17 protein-coding genes are annotated in these 20,424 nt (G+C 48.0%); 13 read left to right on the top strand and 4 right to left on the bottom strand.

What is annotated here, in order from left to right; all coding sequences use genetic code 11:
* Positions 1-4 precede the first annotated feature (4 nt).
* Together EXT46_RS08330 and EXT46_RS08325 are read left to right on the top strand one after the other, a co-directional pair.
* Complete coding sequence (locus tag EXT46_RS08330) at positions 5-190, top strand: YnbE family lipoprotein (RefSeq protein ID WP_022944728.1); 186 nt, start codon at positions 5-7, stop codon at positions 188-190.
* A gap of 8 nt (positions 191-198) precedes the next feature.
* Positions 199-519: a YdbL family protein gene (locus tag EXT46_RS08325; RefSeq protein ID WP_130146606.1), complete on the top strand. Its 321-nt coding sequence runs from the start codon at positions 199-201 to the stop codon at positions 517-519.
* A gap of 102 nt (positions 520-621) precedes the next feature.
* On the opposite strand, the gene EXT46_RS08320 is transcribed toward EXT46_RS08325, so the two are convergent.
* Entirely contained in the window at positions 622-1,578 is a 957-nt protein-coding gene (locus tag EXT46_RS08320; protein ID WP_130146604.1) for a hypothetical protein, read from the bottom strand.
* 260 nt (positions 1,579-1,838) lie between these two features.
* Here EXT46_RS08320 and EXT46_RS08315 point away from each other — a divergent pair, with 260 nt between their 5' ends.
* Both EXT46_RS08315 and EXT46_RS08310 read left to right on the top strand, forming a co-directional pair.
* Positions 1,839-4,715, top strand: a complete 2,877-nt coding sequence (locus EXT46_RS08315) for a M16 family metallopeptidase (protein ID WP_130146602.1) — start codon at positions 1,839-1,841, stop codon at positions 4,713-4,715.
* Positions 4,716-4,820: 105 nt separating this feature from the next.
* A complete protein-coding gene (locus tag EXT46_RS08310) occupies positions 4,821-6,290 on the top strand; it encodes an alkaline phosphatase D family protein (RefSeq protein ID WP_130146600.1) in 1,470 nt (489 codons plus the stop codon).
* A gap of 36 nt (positions 6,291-6,326) precedes the next feature.
* Here the strand turns inward: EXT46_RS08310 and srmB are convergent, their stop codons facing one another.
* Complete coding sequence (gene srmB / locus EXT46_RS08305; RefSeq protein WP_045980670.1) at positions 6,327-7,562, bottom strand: ATP-dependent RNA helicase SrmB; 1,236 nt, start codon at positions 7,560-7,562, stop codon at positions 6,327-6,329.
* A gap of 68 nt (positions 7,563-7,630) precedes the next feature.
* Here srmB and EXT46_RS08300 point away from each other — a divergent pair, with 68 nt between their 5' ends.
* Together EXT46_RS08300 and EXT46_RS08295 are read left to right on the top strand one after the other, a co-directional pair.
* Positions 7,631-8,326, top strand: coding sequence for a methyltransferase (locus EXT46_RS08300; protein WP_130146598.1), 696 nt, complete (start codon positions 7,631-7,633; stop codon positions 8,324-8,326).
* Positions 8,327-8,444: 118 nt separating this feature from the next.
* Positions 8,445-10,424, top strand: a complete 1,980-nt coding sequence (locus EXT46_RS08295) for an alpha-amylase family protein (RefSeq protein WP_130146596.1) — start codon at positions 8,445-8,447, stop codon at positions 10,422-10,424.
* A gap of 571 nt (positions 10,425-10,995) precedes the next feature.
* Here the strand turns inward: EXT46_RS08295 and EXT46_RS08290 are convergent.
* The gene (locus EXT46_RS08290; RefSeq protein WP_130146623.1) at positions 10,996-11,667 is read right to left on the bottom strand and encodes a cation transporter; all 672 of its coding nucleotides are present in this window, start codon (positions 11,665-11,667) and stop codon (positions 10,996-10,998) included.
* 167 nt (positions 11,668-11,834) lie between these two features.
* Here EXT46_RS08290 and EXT46_RS08285 point away from each other — a divergent pair, with 167 nt between their 5' ends.
* Positions 11,835-12,713 carry a LysR family transcriptional regulator gene (locus tag EXT46_RS08285; RefSeq protein WP_130146594.1) on the top strand — a complete coding sequence of 293 codons (879 nt, stop codon included), beginning with the start codon at positions 11,835-11,837 and terminating at the stop codon, positions 12,711-12,713.
* A gap of 25 nt (positions 12,714-12,738) precedes the next feature.
* Here EXT46_RS08285 and fldB read toward each other — a convergent pair whose 3' ends face one another.
* Complete coding sequence (gene fldB / locus EXT46_RS08280) at positions 12,739-13,257, bottom strand: flavodoxin FldB (protein WP_130146592.1); 519 nt, start codon at positions 13,255-13,257, stop codon at positions 12,739-12,741.
* 161 nt (positions 13,258-13,418) lie between these two features.
* On the opposite strand from fldB, the gene xerD reads away from it, so the two are divergent.
* From xerD to EXT46_RS08250, 6 genes are all read left to right on the top strand, one after another.
* Positions 13,419-14,276, top strand: a complete 858-nt coding sequence (gene xerD, locus EXT46_RS08275) for a site-specific tyrosine recombinase XerD (RefSeq protein WP_130146621.1) — start codon at positions 13,419-13,421, stop codon at positions 14,274-14,276.
* Positions 14,277-14,363: 87 nt separating this feature from the next.
* A complete protein-coding gene (gene dsbC / locus EXT46_RS08270) occupies positions 14,364-15,113 on the top strand; it encodes a bifunctional protein-disulfide isomerase/oxidoreductase DsbC (protein ID WP_022943331.1) in 750 nt (249 codons plus the stop codon).
* Positions 15,114-15,181: 68 nt separating this feature from the next.
* Positions 15,182-16,888, top strand: a complete 1,707-nt coding sequence (recJ, locus tag EXT46_RS08265) for a single-stranded-DNA-specific exonuclease RecJ (protein WP_130146619.1) — start codon at positions 15,182-15,184, stop codon at positions 16,886-16,888.
* A 197-nt stretch (positions 16,889-17,085) separates the two neighbouring features.
* Positions 17,086-18,184, top strand: a protein-coding gene (gene prfB / locus EXT46_RS08260; RefSeq protein WP_100229275.1) for a peptide chain release factor 2 whose coding sequence is annotated in 2 segments (ribosomal slippage) — positions 17,086-17,160 and positions 17,162-18,184 — 1,098 coding nt in all. Because the reading frame shifts where the segments join, the coding sequence is not laid out codon by codon here.
* A 28-nt stretch (positions 18,185-18,212) separates the two neighbouring features.
* Entirely contained in the window at positions 18,213-19,748 is a 1,536-nt protein-coding gene (gene lysS / locus EXT46_RS08255; RefSeq protein WP_130146590.1) for a lysine--tRNA ligase, read from the top strand.
* A gap of 261 nt (positions 19,749-20,009) precedes the next feature.
* On the top strand, positions 20,010-20,189 hold the full coding sequence (locus EXT46_RS08250) for a hypothetical protein (protein WP_022943327.1): 180 nt from the start codon (positions 20,010-20,012) through the stop codon (positions 20,187-20,189).
* Positions 20,190-20,424: the final 235 nt, after the last annotated feature.

Genomic DNA, 20,424 nt, shown 5'->3' with positions numbered 1-20,424 from the left:
GCGAATGAGCAAACTATCGCTGGTGGCGGTGGTCGCTATGTTAACTTTAATGGGATGCACCCATAAGGTTGAGGTAGAGAGTAAAGAGCCAATCACCATCAACCTAAATGTCAAAGTCGATCATGAGATCCGCGTCAAAGTGGATAAAGAACTCGACGAATTATTCAGCGATGACAGCGAGCTTTTCTAGGAGGGGTTATGAAACTAGTTAAATGGAGTATGTTAGTCAGTGCCGCCATGTTGGCCTTCAGTGCCTGGGCGCTAACTTTAGACCAAGCTAAGGCGCAAGGTATCGTCGGCGAAACCAGCAACGGCTATTTAGCCTTAGTACAGAATAACAGTGAGGCGCAAAAGCTAATTGCCGAGATTAACGCTAAGCGTAAAGCCAAGTATTTATCATTGGCGAAGAAAAATGGTATCAGTTTGGGCCAAGTGGAGGCGTTAGCAGGCGCCAAAGCTATCGAAAAAACGACCGCAGGGCATATGGTTAAAGTCGACGGCCAGTGGCGCAAAAAGTAACACTAGGGTGAGCACAGTGCAGTATGGCGCTGCACTTTTTGCCGCTCAAAATGCCCAGCGCTATCAGTAGGTATAGCACTGGGCGGGCAAAAGAAAGGTAAACTAGGCGATTTGTCGCTCTGCCAAGCTCAGCTCCATGGTGGCTTTAAGCAAACGATACAGGTTGATGGACGCGTCGATTTCCTGTTTACGGTTCGTCAGTGACTCGATATTCAACCCCAGCGGCACATCCAGATGGGCGCAGCTACGTAAGATCAAATCTAAGTTTTCGCGGCAGATGCGCACCGACTCACTCAAGGTGTTTTCGGCATCAAGCATGCGCCACTTAGTAGCCTCAGGCACGGAAATCCCCAACCACTGCATAAAATCCAGCGTTTTTTCACCGCCACAAGGGGTGAAGGTTAAAATAATACGCTGTGGCGAGAGCCCTTGCTGGCGGCAGCTGCGGGCATAACTGGTGATTAGATCAATGGTCGCTTGCGCATCATAAACCGCCTGGGAGATAAAAAACTGACACCCTTGCGCCGTTTTGGTCAGTAAGCGCTCATGTTCATTACGCTTATTAGCGTGGCGCTCGGCAATGGTCACGCCGCCTAAAAAGAAGTCTTGGTGATGAGCGGCAATCTCGGTGTAGGCATCATTTAAGCTTAGCTTGATATCCCCTTGTGACGACGGACTTCCGACTAAGACTAAGTTATTTAAATCATGGTCATTGGCGGTGCTATCAAGCCATTGATTAAATTCATCCTGATTGCGCTGAGCCACACTTTTATAGGTGATCACATCGGCGCGTGATAAGCGCCGCAATAACTGGCCATAATCACGTGGGTCAATGGTGTGTTTGAATGGGAAGGGGCGCGGCGTACTGATGCGGCTGCTCTCGTCCTGAATGTCATAAACCACCACACCGTCATATTCAATTTCGTGTAAACGGCCAAGCAACTTTTCGGCAATTGCGCGCATAGCGACTTCATCAGTATCTGCTTTAGGTGGCGTAGTGCCAATTAAATACACGCCCTGACGGGGGTCCTCTATTTTTTCTCGCAGTGATAAAGCCATGGTTCTCATTCCCAGCAATTGACAATGAAATAACTATAACAGCCATTTAGACGTCTAAACAGCTTTTTATAATGAAACTTACTCAACTCGAGTGAATTTGCTTCAAGTTAAAGCGTTATTCAGCATGATCTGACCGTTATACCCATTATGTCGTGGCTGACATATTTGTTTACAGCAAAGTGATGCCCCTAAGGTGCGTTTGCGATGTGATTTATTGCATAATGAGGAAGCTAAAAAACAACAAAACATCAAGGTTGAAGATGAAACTCTCTCTATTAGCGACAGGTGTCGCCTTCGCGCTCACTCTTGGCGGCTGCCAAAGCACGCAAACGACGACCAGCACCCCAACGGCTGCTGAGACCGCGCCACAGTCACAAGCGGTGTTCTCTCAGGACTATGTACTTGAAGAGCTTGATAATGGCCTGCGAGTCATGGTGGTGAAAACAGACTACCCCGATGTAGTGTCATTACAAATCCCGGTGTCCGTAGGCTCACGTAATGAGGTGGAATCAGGAAAAACCGGCTTTGCACACTTCTTTGAACACATGATGTTCAAAGGCTCTGAGAAATTTCCTGCACACGTGTATGCAGATATCTTGAAAAATTCTGGGGTCGATAACCGCGCTTACACCACGAACGATTACACCAATTATCACCTTAACTTCTCCAAAGAGCACCTCGATAAGGTGCTAGAAATTGAAGCGGATATCTTCCAAAACTTGAGTTACAGTGAAGAGCAATTCCGCACCGAAGCGCTGACCGTCAAAGGCGAATACTTAAAGAATAATGCCAGTCCAATCCGTAAGTTATTAGCGGCGGTGCGTAATGAGGCCTTTGATAAGCATACCTATAAACACACCACTATGGGCTTTTTTGCCGACATTGAAGCCATGCCGGACCAAAGTGAATATGGGCAAACCTTTTTCGAGCGCTTTTATAAGCCGGAATATGTTTCTTTGGTAATTGTCGGTGATGTTGACCCGCAAGCGACCATCGCGATGGTGAAAAAGCACTGGGGCAATTGGCAGCAAGGGGATTATCAAGCCGATATTCCTGTTGAACCGCAACAACAGGCGCCTCGTTATGTGCATGAGCAATACGAAGGGCTACCCGGACACTGGTTATTAGTGTCATACAAAGGTGCAGCGTGGCAGCCGCAGAAAAAAGACCGCGCGGCGCTCGATTTGCTCTCACAACTATACTTTTCTGAGAACTCAGATTTGTATCAAGAGCTGGTTGTTGATAAACAAATTGCTAGCCAAATGTTCACCTACAACCCGGAAACCAAAGATCCAGGCTTGATGCATGTGTTTGTGAAGGTAGATGATGAGCAGCATCTCACCACCGTGCGCGATGCTATCAACCGCACTTATGCCAAGGCACGTACAGAGTTAGTCGATGAAAGCCGACTACAAGCCTTGAAATCGCACCAAAAGTACAGCTTTATTAACAGCTTAGATTCATCACAAAGCATCGCTTCAACCCTTGCGCGGTACATGCATTTCGAGCGTGACCCTGAAGTGATCAACAGCTTGTATGCCACCGCCGATAATATTAGTGCCGAAGATATTCGCGCCATGGCGAATAAGTACTTTGTCGATAATAACCGCACCACGGTGACGATGTCGGCTAGTGAGTCGGTCGCAGGCTTTGCCAACGAGGTGCGCCTTGATGCTTTAGTCGCTGAGCATCAAAATAAGCCCACCGAGCGCCATTTCACCGTGCTCGATAACACGAATAGTTCACCGCTGGTGGATGTTAACTGGTTATTCTACACCGGCGCTGCTGCCGACCCAGAAGGCAAAAAAGGTCTGGCGGCACTGACTGCGGCAATGATTGCCAAAGGCGGCAGTGAGTCACAAAGCTATAAAGATATTCAAAAGGCTTTATACCCTATGGCGGGGAGCTTTAGCTATCAAATTGATAAGGAAATGATGTCGTTTCGTGGTCGTATTCATAAAGACAATGCTGACAAATGGTATGCCTTGGTGAGCGAGCAATTGCTAAACCCTGGGTTTCGCGAAGACGACTTCCAGCGGCTGCAAAAGGAGCTTATCGATAGCATTAAATCGGGCTTAAAAGCGTCTAACGATGAGGAGCTGGGCAAGGAGGTACTGTATAGCAAGCTGTATCAAGGTCACCCCTATGAAAGTTATAATTACGGCGACTTATCTGATCTGGAAAATATTACCTTAGCGGATGTGCGGGCCTTTTATCAGCAACAGCTGACCCAAAGTAAACTGCACTTGGGGATTACTGGAGCCATGCCAGAAGAGCTGAAAACGCAGCTGTTAACGGACCTACAGGGCTTACCAAAAGGTGAGCAACGCCGCCTTAATGTGCCTGATGCTCCAGCGCTTGATGGGCGTTACGCGACAATTGTCGAAAAGTCGGCAAAATCAACGGCAGTGTCGTTTGGCTTCCCTATTGATACCACGCGATCGCATAAAGACTGGACAGCATTATGGTTAGTGCGTTCATACTTAGGTGAGCACCGTAACTCGAACGCCCAGTTATTCCAGCGTATTCGTCAGGTTCGGGGGATGAACTATGGCGACTATGCCTACATCGAGTACTTCCCTCGTGGTATGTTCCAAACTAAACCGGATGCCAACCTAGGGCGTTCTGAGCAAATCTTCCAGGTATGGTTAAGGCCGCTGCGCTCAAATAACGATGCTCACTTTGCTACTCGCACCGCTTTATTCGAGCTCGATAAACTCATTGCCAATGGCATGAGCGAAGCGGACTTTGAAGCAACGCGAAACTTCTTAAGTAACTATGTGCCGCAACTGGTAGCCAGCCAAGACCGACAGCTAGGCTATGCCCTAGATAGTCGCTTTTACGATACCGATAACTTTGTCGACTATGTGCGTGAGCAGCTCAGTAGCTTAAGCGTCGAAGATGTAAATCGGGTGATCAGTGAAAATCTACAAAGCGACAATATGCACTATGTGTTTGTTACTGGAGATGGCGCCGATATGCAGCAACGATTGGCCTCGGAGCAGGAATCACCGCTGCAGTACAACACTGAGAAACCGCAATCGCTGCTTGACGAAGACAAGCAAATTCAAAGCTACCCTTTGCGTATCCCCGCTGAGAATATAGAGGTGTTGGCGGTCGACACCGTCTTTGAATAAGCATTAATCTGCACGAAAAGCCGCTGTTGATGAGCGGCTTTTTTATTGCTGTGTTTCTGCTATGGTTATGAGCGACAACTCATTTGTATGCCATGGAGGGAGATAATGTCAGCCAAGCTATTATTGGGGCCTATTCTTGGCCTTGAATCAGATACCCTATACACCTTTGTCTTTGTGACCGATAACAATGTGCAGCAATGTCATGTTGCGGTGGAAGGGCAGAACTTAGAGGCGGTTGAAATCGGTTCCCTCAGTGCGGGGAAGGTATGGAAAGCTCGTATCGAACTTGACACCTCAGGTTACTTGGATTACCACATTACTATCCACGGCGAGGACGCCGCAGACCAACAAGGCCACAAGCTGTGGACATTCTACGTGCCTGAGCAGGGAGAAAAGCCGCGCCTGGCCTATGCCTCATGTAATGGCTTTTCCGATTATAAGATGATGAATGCCACAGAAAAGCCTTACCACTTATGGCGTGAAATGCACGCACAACACCAGCAGGCACCATTTTCGCTGCTGTTAATGGGAGGCGATCAGGTTTACGCCGACTCCATATGGTCTCAAGTCCCCACATTACAGCGTTGGAATGAACTTGATAAAGAGCAGAAAATAACGCGCCAAGTTAGTAAAGAGATGCGCAACCAAGTGACGCGATTTTATAGCCAACTGTATTTAGCTCGCTGGAATAAAGCGCCAATGGCGGCGATGCTGGCTTCAGTGCCATCGTTAATGATGTGGGATGATCACGATATTTTCGATGGCTGGGGGAGTTACCCTGATGATTTGCAGAGTTGCCCCGTGTATCAGTGTATCTATGAGGCGGCCCGTGAGGTGTTCACTTTGTTGCAATTACGCGGCAGCGATAACCACGGTTTACTTGCCGGTGAACAAGGTTGTGACTTTTCATTTGCGCTGAGATTTCGCGACTATCATATTTTGGCCCTGGATAACCGCTCTGAGCGCAGTTTAAGCCAAGTGATGTCGGATACTTGTTGGGCTCATGTGACCGATTACCTCGATAGCCAATGCCAGCAAGGAGATTTGTTGGTGATGACTGCGGTGCCTGTGGTCTATCGTGATTTCTCTTTCGCTGAGCGTGCGGTTGATGCCACCCCTTGGCAAGAAGAGCTGACTGATGATTTAAAAGATCATTGGCGGGCAAAAGAGCATGAAGGGGAGCGCGCTCGTTTAATTATGCGACTCATTGATAATGCCAAGCAACGTCAAGGCAAAACCGTGTTGCTTTCGGGGGATGTGCATGTGGGGGCTCTGGGAGTGATCAGGGCGCCACAATCTCAAGGCGTGGTGAAAATTCACCAAGTGGTGTCCTCGGGGATTGTGCACCCGGCGCCGACCTTTATGCAGTGGCTCGGGATTTGTGCGATCACCAATGACGATTTGGAATACATTGATGAAGGGGAGCAAATTACGGCTTCCATGCTGCGCCCATTTGGCTCAGCAAAGTACATTCGCGCTCGTAATTTTGTGTCCATGTGCCAAGGTGATGACGGCAAACTATGGGTCAACTGGCTCATTGAGGGCAAAGACAAGCCGAGTTATCCCATTAACTAGAGAGTAAAAAGGCCTCTTTAGGGAGGCCTTTTATCGCTACTTTTTGGCTTTGATCTTAGCCTTGGCTTTTTTGCGTTTGGCTTTGATCTTGGCTGGATCTTTTTTCTTTTTCGGTGGCAATTTGGGCTCTTTATGTTGTGGCTCTAAGCCCTTTATTTTGCGCCGTTTCAGTACTTGATCGGTATAACGCTCTATTTTGCCAACCATGGCCACATCATGGGCCTCAACCAAGGAAATAGCGGTGCCTTTTTTACCTGCACGGGCCGTGCGGCCAATGCGGTGCACGTATACATCGGCCGTACGTGGCATATCAAAATTGATGACATGGCTGATATCGCTGACATCAATGCCGCGTGCGGCGACATCTGTGGCCACCAAAATATTAGTGCGACCACTGTGAAAGCTAGCCATGGCTGCCATGCGCTTATCCTGTGGCATCTCGCCACGCAGCCATGTGGTTTTTATATCATTGGTATAAAGCTCGCCCACTAATTTCTCTAGGCGCTCGCGGGTTTTCACAAACACCACGGCCTTTTCCACATCACTTTGTTTCAATAGATGGGTCAGTAATGCCAACTTGTGCTCATAATCATCGGCCAGGTGAACCCATTGTAAGATCTTGCCGCGCTCGCGGCGCGAAGGTGAAGCTTCCAGTTTAGCGGGCTCATTAAGGATTCGCTCAGAGAACTTTTCTACCGCTTCGCCTTCCAAGGTGGCCGAAAATAGCAGACATTGGCGTCGGTTTTTGGCTTCCTCACAGATGCGCAGCATTTCTTTGCGAAAGCCCATATCTAGCATGCGATCGGCCTCATCGAGGATCAACATTTCCACATCCTCGGCATGGAAGTTTTCGGTATCCAAATACTCCATTAACCGCCCAGGAGTGGCAATCAGCACATCATTGTTCTTTTCAAAGATTTCTTTATGACTGCCGTAGTTGATACCGCCGGTCACCACGCCAATTTTCAGATGCGTGTGGGCTGCGAGCTTTTCACACTGCTCATGGACTTGGTAAGCAAGTTCGCGCGTTGGTGCCATGATCAGCACGCGAGCGAAACCTGGGTTACGACGCGGGTGGTCGAGTAAGTATTGAATTGCAGGGATCAAGAACGCTGCCGTTTTCCCTGTGCCCGTTGGTGCACCCGCAAGTACGTCGCGACCATCAAGGGCCTCTGGGATGGCGAGCTGTTGGATGCTGGTGGCTTTGCTAAAGCCCATGGCATCAATGGCTTTTAAAAGCGCGGCATCAAGATCAAAATCGGCAAATTGCATAAAGGAGTCAAAATGAAGGACAATTGCGTTAATTATACGTGGCACATACACAAACACAAAGGGCAAAAGTGGCAGGATTTAACTTTAAACGCTTCTCCATCGCACAAGACAACGTCGCCATGAAGGTCTCAACTGATGGCATCATGCTCGGTGCGTGGGCCGATGTCAGTCAGGCGCAGCGTATATTGGATGTGGGTACGGGCACGGGGCTACTGGCGTTAATGTCTAAGCAGCGGGCGCCCGACGCGTGGGTGCACGGCATTGATATTGAGCCCGACGCCTGCACTCAAGCACAACTTAATGTCGCTGCGAGCCCTTGGCCTGATGTGGCGATAAGCCGCAGCGATGCTAATGTGTTTACGCCTGAGCAAGCGGTTGATTTAGTGATCAGTAACCCACCGTATTTCGATAATGCCCTTAAAGCCGGTAGCGATAAACGCACGTTGGCACGCCACACCGATAGTTTACCTTTTAGTGAATTGCTTGGTGTGTGGCAGCGAGCCAGCCACAGCCAGACTGAATTGGCGGTGATTTTGCCACTATCTGGCGCCGAGCAATTAAATCAATTGGTACTGCAACAAGGGGGATATTTACGCCGTTGTTGTCGAGTGAAAACTACTGCCACTAAAGCCGTAACGCGCTGTTTAATGCAGTGGAGCTGGCAGCAAAGTGATTGCCATTATAGCGAGCTGGTGATCCATCAGGGCGATGATTACAGCGGCGAGTATCGCGCATTGTGTCAGGATTTTTATCTGCGTTTTTGATTTGTCAGCGCCTTTGTCTCGGTAATGAATACGTATTCAATTGCCACAGTGATGCGCTCAGTCTAGTGTTAAATTTTTGTAAACTAAGCGCGGGCTAATAACGAAAATGAGACACACTATGACAACTAAAACCCTCCTTGCTGCGAGCCTCTCGTTAGGTCTTGCAATCCCGGCGACAAGTTATGCCGCCCCGACCACCTTTGTTCACTTGTTTGAGTGGAGTTGGCCGGACATTGCTCAAGAATGTGAGCAGTTTTTAGGCCCCAAAGGCTACGCTGCTGTGCAGGTGTCACCGCCTAATGAGCATATCCAAGGCAGCCAATGGTGGACTCGCTACCAACCGGTCAGTTATGAGCTCACCAGTCGCGGTGGCAATCGCAGCGAGTTCATTGATATGGTCCAGCGTTGTGGCGAGGCCGGCGTGGATATCTATGTTGATACTCTGATTAATCACATGGCGGCGGGCAGTGGTGTTGGTACGGCAGGACACAGCTATGGGGATAAATATTTCCCTGATTACAGCCCACAAGACTTCCATACTAGCTGCGCTATCAATCCTGAGGATTATGGCAATGACCGTTGGCGCGTACAACATTGTGAATTGGTGGGCCTCGCGGACCTAGACACCCATGCCGAATATGTGCAAAACACCTTAGCCAATTACATTAACTCACTGCAAAGCCTAGGGGTGAAAGGGTTCCGTTTTGATGCCGCGAAACATGTTGCAGCAGATGATATTGCCAGCTTAATGAGCAAGGTGGTGGGCAACCCGGTGGTATTCCAAGAGGTGATTGATCAAGGCGGTGAGGCTGTCAGCGCTTCGGAATATCTGGCCACAGGCTTGGTCACCGAATTTAAATACAGCACCGAGCTTGGCAACACCTTTCGCAATGGCAAACTCGCCTGGTTGAGCAATTTTGGTGAAGGGTGGGGGTTTATGCCGAGCTCCTCAGCAGTGGTGTTCGTCGATAACCACGATAACCAACGTGGTCACGGCGGGGGCGGTAATGTGATCACCTATGCCGATGGCCGTTTATATGATTTAGCGAACGTATTTATGCTTGCCTATCCCTACGGTTACCCTAAGGTGATGTCGAGTTATGACTATCACGGCGATACCGATGCTGGTGGACCCAGTGTGCCGGTGCATAATAACAGCGAGTTAGAGTGCTTTGGCAGTAACTGGCAGTGCGAACACCGGTGGTCTTATATCGCCGGTGGCGTGGATTTTCGCAATAACACCACCGAGCACTGGCAAGTGACGCAGTGGTGGGATAATGGCAATAATCAAATAGCCTTTGGCCGGGCGGATGCCGGGCATGTGGCCATTAACAAGGAAGAGTTCGTGTTGCAGGCGACGATCGCCACCGACATGGCTCCAGGGCGCTATTGCAATGTACTTAAAGGTGCGCTGAGTGAAGATGGCAGTCGCTGTAGCGCTGAGGTCATTACCGTACAACCCGATGGTACTATTAACCTTGATGTGGCCCCTTGGGATGCGATGGCTATTCATCATCAAGCCAAATTACCTGCCGTTGATGACGGTGATTGGCAGCGCACGGTGATCTTTATCAAGGCACCCACCGTAAGCGGCGAGGATCTATTTCTACGCGGCGGCATTGATCACCACTATGCCAACACCACACAAGGGCGCGATTGCCAAACCAGTAACTACCAATGTGCCATGCCTATTCGTCACAACAACCTACGGAACACCACCACAGCGCCGTGGAAGACCAATGATAACTACCTTGATTGGTATGGTACTGAGGCGGGGCAAAGCAATGAGGCTCCCGGCAGTGCGACCGACTGGACCACCGACTGGGGCACTGAGCGCATCGTGAGTGTTGATGGTTATGGGGTGACAGCGCTTAATACGTGGGGGCCGCATTATTGGATGCTGGATGTTGAGATGGATTGCAGCCGCGCGGTGAATGGCTGGTTTGAAATTAAAGCCTTTGTGCGCAACGGCCAAGGCTGGGAGGGGGATATTAACCAGCCGAATAGCCCTTATGCGAGCGCAAATCATTTTGCACAATGTGGCAAAATAAACACCTTTGAATTCAATAGCGATACCGCACTGATACAAAGTTTCTAGCGGTGCTGTAGCCTTTATTACCCAAGTCAGGTGCGGATAAATCACCCTGACTTGGGTTAGCCGATAGGTTAAAGACTATTTTTTAACCTTATGTACTAAGGTGAAATTGTAGCCCTAAGGTTTTGAGTTCAATCGGCATGTGCGAAAGTTACTCTTTCGATAACTTATATAAGCCAGGGATCAATAATGAAACACCTAGTGAGAGTAGCAAGACTAACGCCACTCTTAACACATCCAAGGTAATGAAATCACTCAGCGCTCTTTCTAAAGCGAGCATCAAAAGGACTGAAATAGCCGATGTGTATTTTCTTCTTTGAGTAAACTCATGAAGCGACTTGCACCTCACGCACCTATACTTGGTGGAATGAGAAGATAGCTCAAACCATGCGAGAGATATTTTGTGTCCACAGTTTAGGCATGTTTTCGACATTTAGAGCATCCTTCTCAATTCTAAAACCTTGGCTACGGGTTTATGGCCCATTCCTCCATGATAACACCACACTCCTAAAGATGAATCTAGATAGCAAAGGCTTATTTATTACTGCAATTTCTTGCCTAGTTAATTGCCCATTTAATCCAACTCACAGCTACAGTAACTATGCTGCACTGGGCAGGTTTGTAATTGCTTAAGCGCTGCAAGCATCATTTTTACAGGCACAACAATAAAGTAGACGGAGGCAACAATCACCATAATGGGGTCGGCGTAGGCCGCATACACACTTAAATCGAAATAGGTGAGTAGGGCTGCGATGAAAAATCCGGCGATAACCGCAGCGCTAATCACCGCATCCATAAACCATTGCTTGGTTTCTGCTATTACCAAAGCAGATTCACTATCTTGGGCTTTAATCACTGTGTAAGCACCTATACAAGCAAGCAGGTTGATGACACCAAATAACAGTGCGGCCGCAGTATTGATAGTGCGACCACCATCCATCATCGCCAGCAGGGCAGATATAAAAGACACACTGCACATCAGTACGATAACAAACCCCTTAAAAGCAATAACAATGGAGGGTAAGCGCTGACTTAGTAAGGCATGTCGCCGAGAGCTTGGCGAATTTATATATGCAGCGGTAAGCAGTGAGATAAACGTTAATAACACACTGACAAGGGAGTAAGCACCGTCAAATAAAATCACCAAGGAGTCTAACCATAGACCCAAAATGAGGCCTAATAAGGCTAGTAAAAGCGCGCTTATGCAAGAAAACAGCAATAGCTTCTGAGTATTCAAAGCAGACATCATAAACCACCTCATAATGGGGATGTGTTCAACAGCAATTAACAACTTGCTGCCAGTGTAATGTCATAGAGCTCACTTCCAAAGCCGCTGAGCGACGATATTTACGTCGCTGAAAAGGCATAAACCTGCTATGGTAAATAAAACCAGCAAGGTATCTGCGGCACGGTATGAAAGTCAGTCAAATTGAAATATTTCTCGCTATTAGCGAATCGGGCTCGATTGCAGAGGCGGCACGACGAATTGGCAAAAGCCGCACGACGTTAAGCTCGGCACTCACCGCCCTTGAGGATGAACTTGGCGTTGAGCTGCTCACTCGCACGGGTAATCAAGTCTCGTTGACGAATATTGGTGAAGTGATTAAAAATGACTGTGAACGTTTGGCGATGATCGCCAACGACATCACCGGTCGCTGTCATCAGCACTTGCAAGGTGTTGAAGCCTCGCTGCGCATTGCCCGTGACGATGCTCTCCCAGAGGCTTATTGGCGACAACTGATTCATGAAATGAGCAGGCAATTTCCTAGTATTAGCGTTTCTGTGTATATGGCGCCGCCGCCGGAACTCAACGATATGGTGGAACAAGGGATCGTCGATATTGCTTATTGTCTGTTACCCCAAAGCCAGCAACTAACGAGCAGTCATCAAGTCAAGCTAGGTGAAATTCGTATGATGACCGTGGCCAGCAAAGCCCACCCGCTCACGACACTCAGCCAAGTAGTTAAGGCCGACTTATCCAGGTATACCGAATTTGCGTTAGCAACTATTGATGAAACGGGGCTGCATGCGGTGACGCCAGTCTCAGGAAATTACATCGCGTTGCCTTTTTATGAGCACCTGCGCAATGCCGTGCTTGATGGCACCGGCTTTGCCAGTGTGCCCTCGGTTTTAATTAATCCATATCTACGCGACGGCAGTGTTAAAGTACTGAAGTACGATCAAGCGATGACATCGCAGGCCTATGGCATGATTCAAACCCGCTATAGCCAGCTTGGTCGGCTAAGCCAGTGGCTAGCGCAACAAATCGCTGCCTACCTGAGTGAATCTTAGCGGCTGGTTGAGAAAGCAAATAAGGTTATAACGCGCTGTACTCATTCATGATTTGCTCTATCCAAGTAGCAATGCGCTCATCACTTTTATCGTACTGGCTGTCCTCATCGAGCGCTAAGCCAACAAAGTGAGATTGATCCTCTGTTAATGCTTTAGACGCTTCAAACTCATAGTCATCGCCATTGGGCCATTGGCCAATAAAGTGCACACCTTGTGGCTTAATTTCGTCGTGGAGCATACCCAGTGCATCTTGGAACCACTGGCCATAACCTTGCTGATCGCCCATACCGAAAAGTGCGATCACTTTGCTACTCAAATTGACGCCACTGATATCATCCCAGTGCGACTCCCAATCCTCTTGGATTTCACCGAAGTCCCATGTTGATATCCCGAAGATTAGAAATTCGTAATCTTCAGCTTTTTTCAAAGGCTCATCTTGGATGTTGTATAAGTCCACCACTTCAGCACCAATGATGTCGCGGATTTTTTCCGCTGCTATTTCGGTGTAGCAGGTAGTCGAGCCATAAAATAAACCAATCTTCATAATCGCCGTACAACTGAGTAATAATGGCCGCAGTTTAACGTATCGGCTCGCGACTATCTATGGCGTGCTTTATGATATGATGGCAAATAGGTAAATACACACTAAGCGCCTTATTTGTGAACAAGCAACCAATACATAGCGATAATATCGAGTATATAGAAATGTTCTTAGATGCGTTATATCTGGAGCAGGGGAGTAGTGAGAATACGCTGTCTGCTTATCGCACGGATCTTGTCAAGTTCAGCGAGTTTATAGCGCCGCAAGCGCTGCTGGCAATTGATAGCACCGACGTAGAACACTATTTAGCTTATCGTGTAGACAAAGGCCTTAGTCCGCGTAGTACGGCACGTAGTATCAGTGCACTAAAGCGCTTTTATCAATATCAGGTGCAAGAGAAGCGTTTGCCCAGCTCCCCTATGGAAACCATATCTCGGCCTAAACCAAACCAGTCATTGCCTAAAACGCTAAGCGAAGCAGACGTTGAAGCTCTCCTAGCTGCACCGGATTGTGATGAGACGATGGGCCTTAGAGACCGCGCGATGTTAGAGCTTCTTTATGCTACAGGCCTGCGTGTCAGCGAACTGATAGGCTTACGCATGGAGCATGTTAATCAGCGTCAGGCGGTGGTGTTTGTAAAGGGTAAGGGGAACAAAGAGCGTCTAGTGCCTATGGGGGAAGAGGCGCTGTTGTGGCTAGAGCGTTATTTAAAGTACGCGCGCCCATCATTGGTTAAGCTCGCTACTGACTTTGTATTTGTCTCTAAGCGGGGCATTGGCATGACGCGGCAAACCTTTTGGCATCGCATTAAACACTATGCTATGTTGGCGAACATTAAATCAGATTTGTCCCCGCATACCCTACGTCATGCATTTGCAACACATTTGTTGAATCATGGAGCTGACTTACGGGTTGTACAAATGATGTTAGGGCACAGTGACTTGTCGACCACACAAATTTATACTCATGTGGCGAATGAAAGGTTAAAATCGGTCCATGCTGAACATCACCCCCGTGCCTAGGCAACAGGTTAAATTGCTCAGGTGCTGGAATTTATTTGTATAAGCGCGGTCTAGTTTATTGTGCAAGAAGCAGTTAGAGATTTTATTATGAAAAAGTTAGTTGTTGCGCTGGCGTTTGCTGGTGCCAGTGCCGGAGCGTTTGCTCAAGGCGTCAGTGTAGAGCCGCAAGACACCATGCAGCAGCAGGTGAGTGTGATCCAAAGCAAGCTGGCAGAGCTTGGGGTGAATGTAAAGCAAGTGCATCCCAGTCCGGTGCAAGGTTTACAGGAAGTGATCACCGATAAGGGCGTGTTTTATGCCAGTGCTGACGGCCGTTATCTTGTGCAAGGTACGATGATTGACCTTGTTAACCGTGAAAACTTAACAGAAAGTGCACTGAGTCATGTCCGCCTTGAAGGTGTCGCACAATACCAAAACTCAATGATCACTTATAAAGCAGATAACGAAAAAGGCAAGATCACCGTCTTTACCGATATCACTTGTGGCTACTGCCGTAAGTTACACCGTGAGCTGGATGACTACCTAGATGCTGGCATTACCGTGCAATATTTGGCATTTCCGCGTGGCGGACTGCGTGGCTCTGGGTACACAGATCTGATGAATGTGTGGTGTGCTGATAACAAGCAAGAGGCACTGACGGAAGCAAAAGCAGGTGAAAAACCAGAAAAAATTGAAAACTGTAACGCACCGGTGGCAGAGCACTACCAATTAGGGCAAAGCTTTGGTATCAGCGGTACTCCAGCCATTATTTTATCTGATGGCAGCATGATCCCAGGTTATCAGCCTGCGGCTGCAATTAGCTCAGCGATTGATGAGTTAAATAATAACAAATCTTAATGTAGAATGGGCCGCATCTAACGACGGCCCTTTTTTTGGAGTTTGCCTTGCAGGCGCATACCACCATAATGGCTCGCCCGCGAGTCGATGACAGCCACCTAAGCGATAAGCTTCACCCCGTTATTCGTCAAATCTATGCCTCTCGTGGCGTCAATAGTAATGAGCAAATAGATAACCGTGCCAATACCTTGCACGATTTCCGGCTATTTAAAGACATTGAATTAGCAGCAGAAATACTCAGCGACAGCCTAAAGCGCCAAGACAAGGTGCTGATTGTCGGAGACTTTGATGCCGATGGTGCCACCAGTACTGCCACCTTAATGCAAGGCTTGGGTATGTTTGGGTTTAGTCAATTGGATTACCTGGTGCCGGACCGCTTTAACTTCGGCTATGGGCTAAGTGTGGAGTTGGCAGAGCATATTGTCGCCATGGCTCCTGATTTGGTGATCACCGTTGATAGTGGCATTTCGTGCTTAAAAGGTATCGAGCGCGTCAAGGCTGCCGGCATCAAGGTCATTGTCACCGACCACCATTTACAAGGTGAACAATTACCCAACGCTGATGCCATTGTTAATCCCAATCGCCATGATTGTACTTTCCCATCAAAATCGATAGCCGGTGTTGGTGTGGCTTTTTATGTGCTTATCGCATTGCGCCATACGCTGCGGGAGCGTCGTTATTTTAATGAGCAGCGCCCTGAGCCGAATTTAGCCAACCTCCTCGATCTTGTTGCTCTTGGCACGGTTGCCGATGTGGTGGCGCTGGATGCGAATAATCGCACCTTGGTGCATCAAGGGCTGGCGCGCATCCGCAGTGGTAAGACTCGCCCCGGTATCGAAGCGCTGGTTGATGTAGCACGGCGCACGCAAGCGCGTTTAAGCGCCTCAGATTTTGGCTTTGCTCTAGCGCCACGATTAAATGCGGCAGGTCGATTAGATGATATGAGCTTAGGCATTGCTTGTTTACTATCACCGGATATTAATCACGCTCGGCGCATTGCCGGTGAACTGGATATGCTGAATGCCGAGCGCAAAGAAATAGAGCAGGGCATGCAACAAGAAGCGCAAGCGGCGCTGGCCAAGCTTTCTTTAACAAGTGCGCAAACACCCGATGCGTTATGTCTGTACCAGTGCGATTGGCACCAAGGTGTTATCGGTATTCTCGCTGGGCGTTTAAAAGAGCACTATCACCGCCCCACAGCGATTTTTGCCGCCGGAGATAATGGCCTACTGAAAGGGTCTTGTCGTTCTATTGATGGCGTGCATATGCGTGATGTGTTGGCGCATATCGATGCTCAATACCCAGGGCTGATCGCTAAATTCGGTGGCCACGCCATGGCTGCGGGGTTAAGTATTGAGGAAGCGCGATTCAACGAGTTTCAACAAGCCTTTGCTCAAGAGATAGGTAAGGTGCTTACCGAAGAAGCGAAGGAGTGTATTTTACTCACTGATGGTGAACTACCCAGTGATTGTTTGAATATGGAGTTTGCTGAGTTGCTGCGTCAAAGTGGGCCTTTTGGTCAGCATTTTCCAGAGCCCATTTTTGAGCATACCTTTGAGTTGCTGCAACAGCGCGTTGTTGGTGATAAACACCTCAAGCTAGTGCTGCGCCATAGCAGCGGCCGAGTGCTTGATGCTATCGCTTTTAATGTCGATGTACGCGCTTGGCCTGATACCCAAGTGCGCTATGTGCACCTAGCTTACCAGCTCGATATTAATGAGTTTCGTGGCCAATTTTCTTTGCAGTTGATCGTTCGAGAGCTGCAAAAACAATAGCCACAGCAAGTTAGCTTAGAGCAAATAAAATTAGATAAAATCATGTGAAAGCGCTAATAAATGCAGCAGTTTTTTGCTAAAATCGAGCGCTTTTATTGATGCGCCGAATTCTCAGTATACTTGTAGTGTAAATGCTTACATCAAGATGGCTAAAGAGATAGACCTTGGCGCCACCATCATTTTGCGGAGTGACATGCATGTTTGAAGTGAATCCTGTGATTAATCAAATCAAGGAAATTCGCGAGCGCACAGAGCTTCTTCGGGGGTATCTTTGACTACGCTCTTAAGAAAGAGCGGTTAGAAGAAGTGAATGCTGAACTCGAAGACCCAGCAGTGTGGAATGAACCTGAAAAAGCCCAGGCTTTAGGTAAAGAAAAAGCCAGTCTTGAGGTGATTGTTGAGACTATCGGCAAGCTTGAAGACGGTACTGACGATGTCGAAGGGCTGGTGGAGTTGGCTGTTGAGGCCGAAGATCAAGAGACCTTCGAAGAAGCCCAAGCTGAACTTGAAGAACTCAATGCCCACCTTGAAAAACTCGAGTTCCGTCGTATGTTTAGTGGCGATCAAGACGCTAACGATGCGTACTTAGACTTGCAAGCGGGTTCGGGTGGTACAGAAGCACAAGATTGGTGCAACATGTTATTGCGCATGTATTTGCGTTGGGCCGAGGCGAAAGGCTTTAAGGCAGAAATCGTTGAAGCAACTGATGGCGATGTGGCGGGCATTAAAGGCGCTACAGTAAAAATTAGCGGTGAATATGCCTATGGCTGGCTGCGCACGGAAACAGGCGTGCACCGTTTAGTCCGTAAGAGTCCTTTCGATTCTGGCGGACGCCGCCATACCTCGTTTGCCTCAGCGTTTGTTTACCCAGAGATTGACGACAATATCGAAATCGATATCAATCCAGCCGATTTACGCATTGATGTATATCGGGCTTCGGGGGCTGGGGGTCAGCACGTGAACCGCACAGAGTCAGCGGTGCGAATTACCCACTTGCCAACCAATACCGTGGTACAGTGCCAAAATGACCGCTCGCAGCACAAAAACAAAGACCAAGCGATGAAACAGTTAAAAGCAAAACTGTTTGAGCTGGAGTTGAAAAAGCAAAACGCTGAGAAGCAAGCGCAAGAAGAAGCAAAGTCAGACATCGGTTGGGGCTCGCAAATTCGCTCCTACGTACTTGATGACTCACGCATTAAAGATTTGCGCACCGGTGTTGAGAACCGCAATACCCAAGCGGTACTCGATGGAGACCTTGATAAATTTATTGAAGCAAGCCTTAAATCAGGCCTGTAATGTAACGCCAAACCAATAGAGCTAGAAAATGACAGATCAAATTCAAGACGAAAATAAACTAATTGCTGAGCGTCGTGCTAAGCTCGACGCCATTCGCGAAAACTGCAGTGCTAACGGCCACCCAAATGGTTTCCGTCGAAAACATTACACTGCTGATCTTCAAGCCGAGTTTGGCGACAAGTCGAAAGAAGAATTAGTTGAGCTTGATCATCAGGTGGCCGTTGCTGGGCGTATTCTTGCTAAGCGTGGTCCATTTATGGTGTTGCAAGACATGAAAGGTCGCGTACAAGCCTACGCTTCAAAAGATGTACAAAAGGATCTTAAAGCTAAATATGGGCAACTAGATATCGGTGATATTATTGGCGTTGCTGGACCTTTGCATAAATCAGGCAAGGGTGACCTCTATGTTGATATGCATGAGTACGAGTTATTGACTAAGTCTTTACGTCCATTGCCAGAGAAATTCCATGGCTTGTCTGATCAGGAAACCAAATATCGCCAGCGTTACGTTGACTTGATCACCAACATGGATACGCGTGAGACTTTCCGCGTTCGCTCGAAGATCATAGAGGGGATCCGCCGCTTCTTGGCTGAGCGTGATTTTATGGAAGTAGAAACCCCTATGCTGCAGGTCATCCCTGGTGGTGCAACAGCCCGTCCGTTTGTGACTCATCACAACGCGTTAGACATTGATATGTATTTGCGTATCGCTCCTGAGCTTTACTTAAAGCGTTTGGTCGTCGGTGGTTTTGACCGGGTATTTGAGATTAACCGCAACTTCCGTAACGAAGGGTTATCAACACGCCATAATCCTGAGTTCACCATGATCGAGTTCTATCAGGCCTATGCTGATTACAATGATCTAATGAACTTGACCGAAGATATGCTGCGTACCGTAGCGCAAGACGTATTGGGCACCACCACTATCGTCAATACCACTAAGAATGACGAAGGTGAAGTCATCGACAGTGTAGAATATGACTTTGGCCAGCCATTTACGCGTTTGAGCATGGCCGATGCAATCATCAAGTACAACCCTGACTTTGACGCTCAGGTATTTGCAGACCCTGAAAATCACCTAGAGAAGTTGATTGCCTATGCCAAGCAAGTTCATGTCAAGATCCCTGACAATTGTGTATGGGGAGCGGGCAAGTACATGTGTGAAATCTTTGAAGAAACAGCCGAACACCAGTTGATTCAACCGACTTTCATTACCGAATACCCATGGGAAGTTTCACCATTGGCACGTCGTAACGATGCTAACCCATTCGTTACCGACCGCTTTGAGTTCTTCGTCGGTGGACGTGAGTTAGCCAACGGCTTCTCTGAGCTTAATGATGCTGAAGACCAAGCCGCACGTTTTGCTCGTCAAGTTGAAGAAAAAGATGCCGGTGATGATGAAGCCATGCACTTCGATGATGACTATATTCGTGCACTTGAATATGGTTTGCCACCGACAGCAGGTGAGGGCATCGGTATTGATCGTCTAGTTATGTTGTTTACTGACTCGCCGACGATTAAAGATGTTATTTTGTTCCCGCATATGCGCCCTGAACAAGAGTAACAGCTTAAGTTGTTTAAAAAACGCGGCCTTAGTGCCGCGTTTTTTGTACCTCTTGTGTGCGATATGTCTCAAAAAGTCCCTCGTCCCCTCGCAATTGAGTCCCTGTTTTCTGTATTGTTGTTTATTAAGCTCATGATATATATAGATTTTTAATTTCAGCTTTAATTAAGCTGTGATTTGTCACGCTATTATTTGTAAGTCCTTAGGCTAATATTTAGGCGTAGTCGATGCGCTAAATAAAATTAAAAGGGAGTGTGGCAAATGGAAAACGACGATTTTTTACCAGAAATTCCAGTGGATAAGAAGCGCCAAGCTTATTACCGCGAGTGTATTCGCGAGTTTGAATTACTCGGATATCGCGACCAGTTTCTACGCGAAATTAGCGAGGATTTAGAAGCCGTCGAGAGAATGCAGAGTGATAAGCCAACAAGCGATCAATAGTGCTTATTTTTAGATGTTTAACGCCCCAAAAATGGCCCTTAAGGGTCATTTTTTATGCCTTTTTAGCGGTTGTGGGTAAAGTCTGAGCAGATGGATTGATTTTGCTATAAAAGTGTTTGACATATTTGCTCAGACCTTTATTATACGCCCCACAAAGACGGAGAGGTGGCCGAGTGGCTGAAGGCGCTCCCCTGCTAAGGGAGTATAGGGTTTGTAGCCCTATCGAGGGTTCGAA

Origin of the sequence: Pseudoalteromonas sp. CO325X (assembly GCF_004208955.1) — a bacterium.
Classification (GTDB): domain Bacteria; phylum Pseudomonadota; class Gammaproteobacteria; order Enterobacterales; family Alteromonadaceae; genus Pseudoalteromonas; species Pseudoalteromonas ruthenica.
This window is presented reverse-complemented; position numbering and strand designations above follow the sequence as displayed.

Excerpts from the sequence above, each read along its gene's own strand:
- EXT46_RS08320 (WP_130146604.1), bottom strand. The coding sequence starts at position 1,578 with ATGGCTTTATCACTGCGAGAAAAAATAGAGGACCCCCGTCAGGGCGTG.
- EXT46_RS08315 (WP_130146602.1), top strand. The coding sequence starts at position 1,839 with ATGAAACTCTCTCTATTAGCGACAGGTGTCGCCTTCGCGCTCACTCTT.
- xerD (WP_130146621.1), top strand. The coding sequence starts at position 13,419 with ATGTTCTTAGATGCGTTATATCTGGAGCAGGGGAGTAGTGAGAATACG.
- EXT46_RS08290 (WP_130146623.1), bottom strand. The coding sequence starts at position 11,667 with ATGTCTGCTTTGAATACTCAGAAGCTATTGCTGTTTTCTTGCATAAGC.
- lysS (WP_130146590.1), top strand. The coding sequence starts at position 18,213 with ATGACAGATCAAATTCAAGACGAAAATAAACTAATTGCTGAGCGTCGT.
- recJ (WP_130146619.1), top strand. The coding sequence starts at position 15,182 with ATGGCTCGCCCGCGAGTCGATGACAGCCACCTAAGCGATAAGCTTCAC.
- EXT46_RS08295 (WP_130146596.1), top strand. The coding sequence starts at position 8,445 with ATGACAACTAAAACCCTCCTTGCTGCGAGCCTCTCGTTAGGTCTTGCA.
- fldB (WP_130146592.1), bottom strand. The coding sequence starts at position 13,257 with ATGAAGATTGGTTTATTTTATGGCTCGACTACCTGCTACACCGAAATA.
- EXT46_RS08285 (WP_130146594.1), top strand. The coding sequence starts at position 11,835 with ATGAAAGTCAGTCAAATTGAAATATTTCTCGCTATTAGCGAATCGGGC.
- srmB (WP_045980670.1), bottom strand. The coding sequence starts at position 7,562 with ATGCAATTTGCCGATTTTGATCTTGATGCCGCGCTTTTAAAAGCCATT.
- EXT46_RS08310 (WP_130146600.1), top strand. The coding sequence starts at position 4,821 with ATGTCAGCCAAGCTATTATTGGGGCCTATTCTTGGCCTTGAATCAGAT.
- EXT46_RS08330 (WP_022944728.1), top strand. The coding sequence starts at position 5 with ATGAGCAAACTATCGCTGGTGGCGGTGGTCGCTATGTTAACTTTAATG.
- dsbC (WP_022943331.1), top strand. The coding sequence starts at position 14,364 with ATGAAAAAGTTAGTTGTTGCGCTGGCGTTTGCTGGTGCCAGTGCCGGA.
- EXT46_RS08325 (WP_130146606.1), top strand. The coding sequence starts at position 199 with ATGAAACTAGTTAAATGGAGTATGTTAGTCAGTGCCGCCATGTTGGCC.
- EXT46_RS08250 (WP_022943327.1), top strand. The coding sequence starts at position 20,010 with ATGGAAAACGACGATTTTTTACCAGAAATTCCAGTGGATAAGAAGCGC.